Source organism: Streptomyces sp. NPDC059248, from assembly GCF_042753905.1.
Classification (GTDB): domain Bacteria; phylum Actinomycetota; class Actinomycetes; order Streptomycetales; family Streptomycetaceae; genus Streptomyces.
Genome location: NZ_JBHYZV010000072.1, coordinates 33,414 through 37,839, shown reverse-complemented (window position 1 = coordinate 37,839; position 4,426 = coordinate 33,414). Strand labels below are relative to the sequence as shown.

Annotated in this window: 4 protein-coding genes; 2 read left to right on the top strand and 2 right to left on the bottom strand. The window is 71.3% G+C overall.

The window, feature by feature from the left end; all coding sequences use genetic code 11:
* Positions 1–51: 51 nt before the first annotated feature.
* Both ACFXG1_RS26165 and ACFXG1_RS26160 read right to left on the bottom strand, forming a co-directional pair.
* Entirely contained in the window at positions 52–1,008 is a 957-nt protein-coding gene (locus tag ACFXG1_RS26165; protein WP_384724329.1) for an acyl-CoA thioesterase, read from the bottom strand.
* Between the two features lie 7 nt (positions 1,009–1,015).
* Complete coding sequence (locus tag ACFXG1_RS26160; protein WP_384744780.1) at positions 1,016–2,182, bottom strand: thiolase family protein; 1,167 nt, start codon at positions 2,180–2,182, stop codon at positions 1,016–1,018.
* A gap of 152 nt (positions 2,183–2,334) precedes the next feature.
* Here ACFXG1_RS26160 and ACFXG1_RS26155 point away from each other — a divergent pair, with 152 nt between their 5' ends.
* Both ACFXG1_RS26155 and ACFXG1_RS26150 read left to right on the top strand, forming a co-directional pair.
* Complete coding sequence (locus ACFXG1_RS26155; RefSeq protein ID WP_384721507.1) at positions 2,335–3,138, top strand: SDR family NAD(P)-dependent oxidoreductase; 804 nt, start codon at positions 2,335–2,337, stop codon at positions 3,136–3,138.
* Positions 3,139–3,165: 27 nt separating this feature from the next.
* Positions 3,166–4,323: an acyl-CoA dehydrogenase family protein gene (locus ACFXG1_RS26150; protein ID WP_384721504.1), complete on the top strand. Its 1,158-nt coding sequence runs from the start codon at positions 3,166–3,168 to the stop codon at positions 4,321–4,323.
* The last annotated feature ends 103 nt before the right edge of the window (positions 4,324–4,426 follow it).

Below are 4,426 nucleotides of genomic sequence, written 5' to 3'. Positions count from 1 at the left end.
CACGGAAAGTGCCCCGCCTTCTCGTGTACGCCCCGCCACCGGGGCGGGTCGTCAGGAGCGTCTGCCGGGTCGCAGCACCGTCTCCTGGACCACCGACGCCACGAGGCCGCCGTCCCGGTCCCAGAACTCGCCGTGGACCAGTCCCCGGCCGTCGCCCGCCGTCGGACCCCGCTGGACGACCAGCAGCCACCTGTCGGCGCGGAAGGGCCGGTGGAACCAGACGGCGTGGTCGAGGGAGGCCAGATAGGACTGGTAGCTGCCCGGGCCCGTGCGCAGTGGTCCCGGGATCTCGACGTCGAGCGCCGCGACGGGCGCCAGCATCAGGTCCGACGCGTAGGTGAGGGCGCACATATGGACCAGGGGATCGTCGGGGAGCCGCTCGGCGGAGCGGATCCAGAGCCGCTGTTCGGTGCCCCCTTGGTGCTCCGTCCAGGTCACCGGGGCGACCCGGACGTCGAGGACCCGGCCGATCTCGAACCGTTCGAACCCCTCGGGATCCCGCTCGGCCCAGTTGCGGAAGGCGCTCGGCAGCTCATCGGGCGGAGTCGTCGGCGGTACGGTGAGCTGCCGTTCGGGTGTCTCCTCGGCGAGCTTGAACGAGGCGGAGAGGGTGAAGATCACCTCCCCGCCCTGGACGGCGGCCACCCGCCGGGACGTGTAGCTGCGGCCGTCCCTGGGCCGCTCCACCTCGTACACGATGGGCAGTGCGGGGTTCCCGCCGCGCAGGAAGTAGCCGTGCAGGGAGTGCACGCGCCGCCCGTCGGGGACGGTGCCGCCCGCGGCGGTCAGCGCCTGGGCCGCGACCTGGCCGCCGAAGGCCCGCCGTGGCAGACCCGCGTGGCACCAGCCCCGGAACAGATCGCGGTCCAGCCGCTCCAGGCTGAGGAAGTCGAGCAGATGACCGGCGGGCCGCCGCCCGCCGGTGCCGTCCCCGTCGCCGGCGTGGCCGGGGGTGGGGGCGAGGGCGGGGGTCCGGATCGCGGTCGCGTGCCGCGGTGCGGTGTCCATCGGCGGGTCAGAGGAGTTCGAGGACGGTGGCGTTGGCCATGCCGCCGCCCTCGCACATCGACTGGAGGCCGTAGCGGATGCCGTTGTCGCGCATGTGGTGGACCAGGGTCGTCATCAGCCGTGCGCCGGAGCCGCCGATCGGATGGCCGATCGCCATCGCCCCGCCGAGCGGGTTCATCCTGGTGTAGTCGGCGCCGGTCTCCCGCAGCCAGGCCAGGGTGACCGAGGCGAACGCCTCGTTGATCTCGAAGGCGCCGATGTCGTCGATCGCCAGGCCCGCCTTCTTCAGGGCCTTGGCCGTGGCGGGTATCGGGCCCTTCAGCATGGTCACGGGGTCGGTTCCGGCGAGTACGGCGGTGTGGATCCGGGCCATCGGCCGCCAGCCCCGGGCCCGGGCGTACTCACCGGTCGTGATCAGCAGGGCGGCGGTGCCGTCGGAGACCTGGGAGGCGTTGCCCGCGGTGATCGAGCCGCCCTCGCCGAAGGCGGGCTTCAGGGCGGCCAGGGCCTCGATGGTGGAGCCCCGGCGGACGCCCTCGTCGGTGTCGAAGACCCGCTCACCGCCGTCAGGACCGGCGACGGTGACCGGGGCGATCTGGCCGGTGAAGCGGCCCTCGTCGATCGCGCGCGCGGCGCGGGTGTGCGAGTCCAGACCGTGCTGGTCCATCTCGGCGCGGGTGATGCCGTACTCGTCGGCGATGAGCTGGGCCCCGCGGCCCTGGTGGAAGCGGACACCGCCGTAGCGCGCCCAGACGTCCGGGCCGAACGGCTCGCCGAAGCTGCCGTCGAGCCGGGTGGTGCCGAGCGGGATCCGGCTCATGATCTCCACACCGCCGGCCACCGCCACGTCGTACTGGCCCGAGATCACCCCGGCCGCGGCCTGGTGCACGGACTGCTGCGACGAGCCGCACTGGCGGTCCACCGTCACCGCCGGCACCGACTCGGGCCAGCCCGCCGCGAGGACCGCCGCCCGGCCGACGCACCCGGTCTGCATGCCCACGGCTCCCGCGCAGCCCCAGATGACGTCGTCGACGAGGGCCGGGTCGAGTCCGGTCCTGTGGACCAGCGCGTTCAGGACCTGGGCCGAGAGGGAGGCCGAGTGCTGCTGCGCGAGCGACCCGTTCCGCTTGCCGACCGCGGTTCGCACCGCATCGACGATGACTGCGTCACGCATGGGATCTCCTTGCCGATCGACGGCTAATGGCGAATCTTTCCTCACACAAACTATCCGCCTGACCACCTTGACACTAGGGATGTTCACCTAAAAAGTGAATCGCACATAACCAAAGTCAAGATGCCTTGACGATCGGAAGGAATCAGTTCGGTATGGGAACCATGGACGGCAGGGTCGCGATCGTCTCCGGCTCGGGGCGGGGTATCGGACGGGCGGTCGCCCTCAAGCTGGCCGCCGAGGGCGCCCGGGTCGTCGTCAACGACCTCGACGCCGGGCCCGCCGCGGAGACGGTCACGGAGATCGAGAAGGCGGGCGGGGCGGCGGTTGCGTGCGTCGGCTCGGTGACCGATGAGGGCTTCGCCGAGCGCTTCGTACAGACCGCGGTCGACACCTTCGGCGGCCTCGACATCGTCGTCAACAACGCCGGTTACACCTGGGACACCGTCATCCAGAAGATGACCGACGAGCAGTGGCACACCGTGCTGGACGTCCATCTGACCGCGACGTTCAAGATCCTGCGCGCGGCCCAGCCGTACTTCAGGGCCCATCCGGTGGACTACCACCGCAAGGTCGTCAACATCTCCTCCACCAGCGGCTACTACGGCAACCTGGGGCAGGTCAACTACGCGGCGGCCAAGGCCGGGATCATCGGTCTGACCAAGACCCTGGCCAAGGAGTGGGGCCGCTACAAGGTCAATGTCAACGCGGTCGCCTTCGGCTTCGTCCTCACCCGGATGACCGAGGTCACCGCCGCCGACAACGCCACCCTGACCATCGACGGCCGGGAGATCAAGGTCGGCCTCAACCCGGAGAAGGCGGCGATGGCCTCGAAGGTCATCCCCCTGGGCCGCCCCGGCACCCCCGACGAGGCCGCGGGCGCCGTCTACGTCCTCTGCCTCCCGGAGACCGACTACGTCTCCGGCCAGTGCCTGGTCGTCGACGGCGCCCGTGTCTGACCCCGGCGCGGACCGGGAGGACAGCCGGTGAGACGTACCCTCTACGCCCCCGAACACGAGGCGTTCCGCCGGGTGATCAGGGAGTTCATCGCCACCGAAGCGGCACCCCGCATCCACGACTGGGAGGCGGCGGGACAGGTCCCCCGCTCCGTCTTCACGGGCCTGGCCGGGATCGGCGCGCTCGGCTTCGACATCCCCGAGGAGTACGGCGGCCTCGGGCCGACCAGCTACAAGTACCAGGCGATCGTCCACGAGGAGGTGGCCCTGGCCGGCGCGTCCCTCGGGCACCACCATGTCAACACCGGTGTGGTGCTCCCGTATCTGCTGCGGATCGCGAACGGCGGGCAGAAGGCCCGCTGGCTGCCCGGCTGCGCCTCCGGTGACATCCTGCTCGCCATCGCGATGACCGAGCCGGGCACCGGATCCGATCTCGCGGGCATCAGGACCACGGCCCGGCTGTCGGCGGACGGCGGCCACTACGTCCTCAACGGTGCCAAGACCTTCATCACCGGCGGCGCGGTCGCCGATCTGGTGCTGGTGGTCTGCCGTACCTCCCCGTACGACCCCGCCGACCGCCGGGCCGGTCTTTCGATCCTGTGCGTGGAGTCCGGTTCCGCCGGGTTCGCCCTCGGACGGAAGCTGGCGAAGATCGGCCGGCACAGCATGGACACCGCCGAACTCTCCTTCACCGATGTCCGAGTGCCGGTGGTGAACCGGCTGGGCGACGAGGGCGCGGCCTTCGGTCTGCTGTCGGGGAACCTGCCGCGCGAACGGCTGTCGATCGGAGTGGCCGGGGTCGCCCAGGCCCGGGCCGCCATCCGGTTCACCCGGGATTTCGTCATCGCGCGGCGGGACGCCGGGGACCCTTCGGCCGCGGGCCAGAACACCCGGTTCGTCCTGGCCGGGTGCGAGGCCGAGTTCCGGGCGGCCGAGGCCGTCGCCGACCGCGGGGTGGAACTGGACGACGCCGGCGAGCTGACCGCCGCCGAGGCCGCGCACATCAAGCTCTTCTGTACGGAGGTCGCGGGCCGGGTCGTGGACGCCTGCCTCCAGTTGCACGGCGCGTACGGGTATCTGACCGAGTACCCGATCGCCCGGCTCTACGCGGATACCCGGGTCTCCCGGATCTACGGCGGCACCTCCGAGGTGATGAAGACCATCATCGCCAAGGACATGGGGCTGTGACCCACGTCGGGACGGACACTTCCGAGGGGGGGGGCGCCCCGGGGGGGGCCCCCCCCCGCCCCGCGCCGGGGCCGGGGCGTGGAAAAAAAAAACACCACCCACA

Excerpts from the sequence above, each read along its gene's own strand:
- ACFXG1_RS26165 (WP_384724329.1), bottom strand. The coding sequence starts at position 1,008 with ATGGACACCGCACCGCGGCACGCGACCGCGATCCGGACCCCCGCCCTC.
- ACFXG1_RS26160 (WP_384744780.1), bottom strand. The coding sequence starts at position 2,182 with ATGCGTGACGCAGTCATCGTCGATGCGGTGCGAACCGCGGTCGGCAAG.
- ACFXG1_RS26155 (WP_384721507.1), top strand. The coding sequence starts at position 2,335 with ATGGGAACCATGGACGGCAGGGTCGCGATCGTCTCCGGCTCGGGGCGG.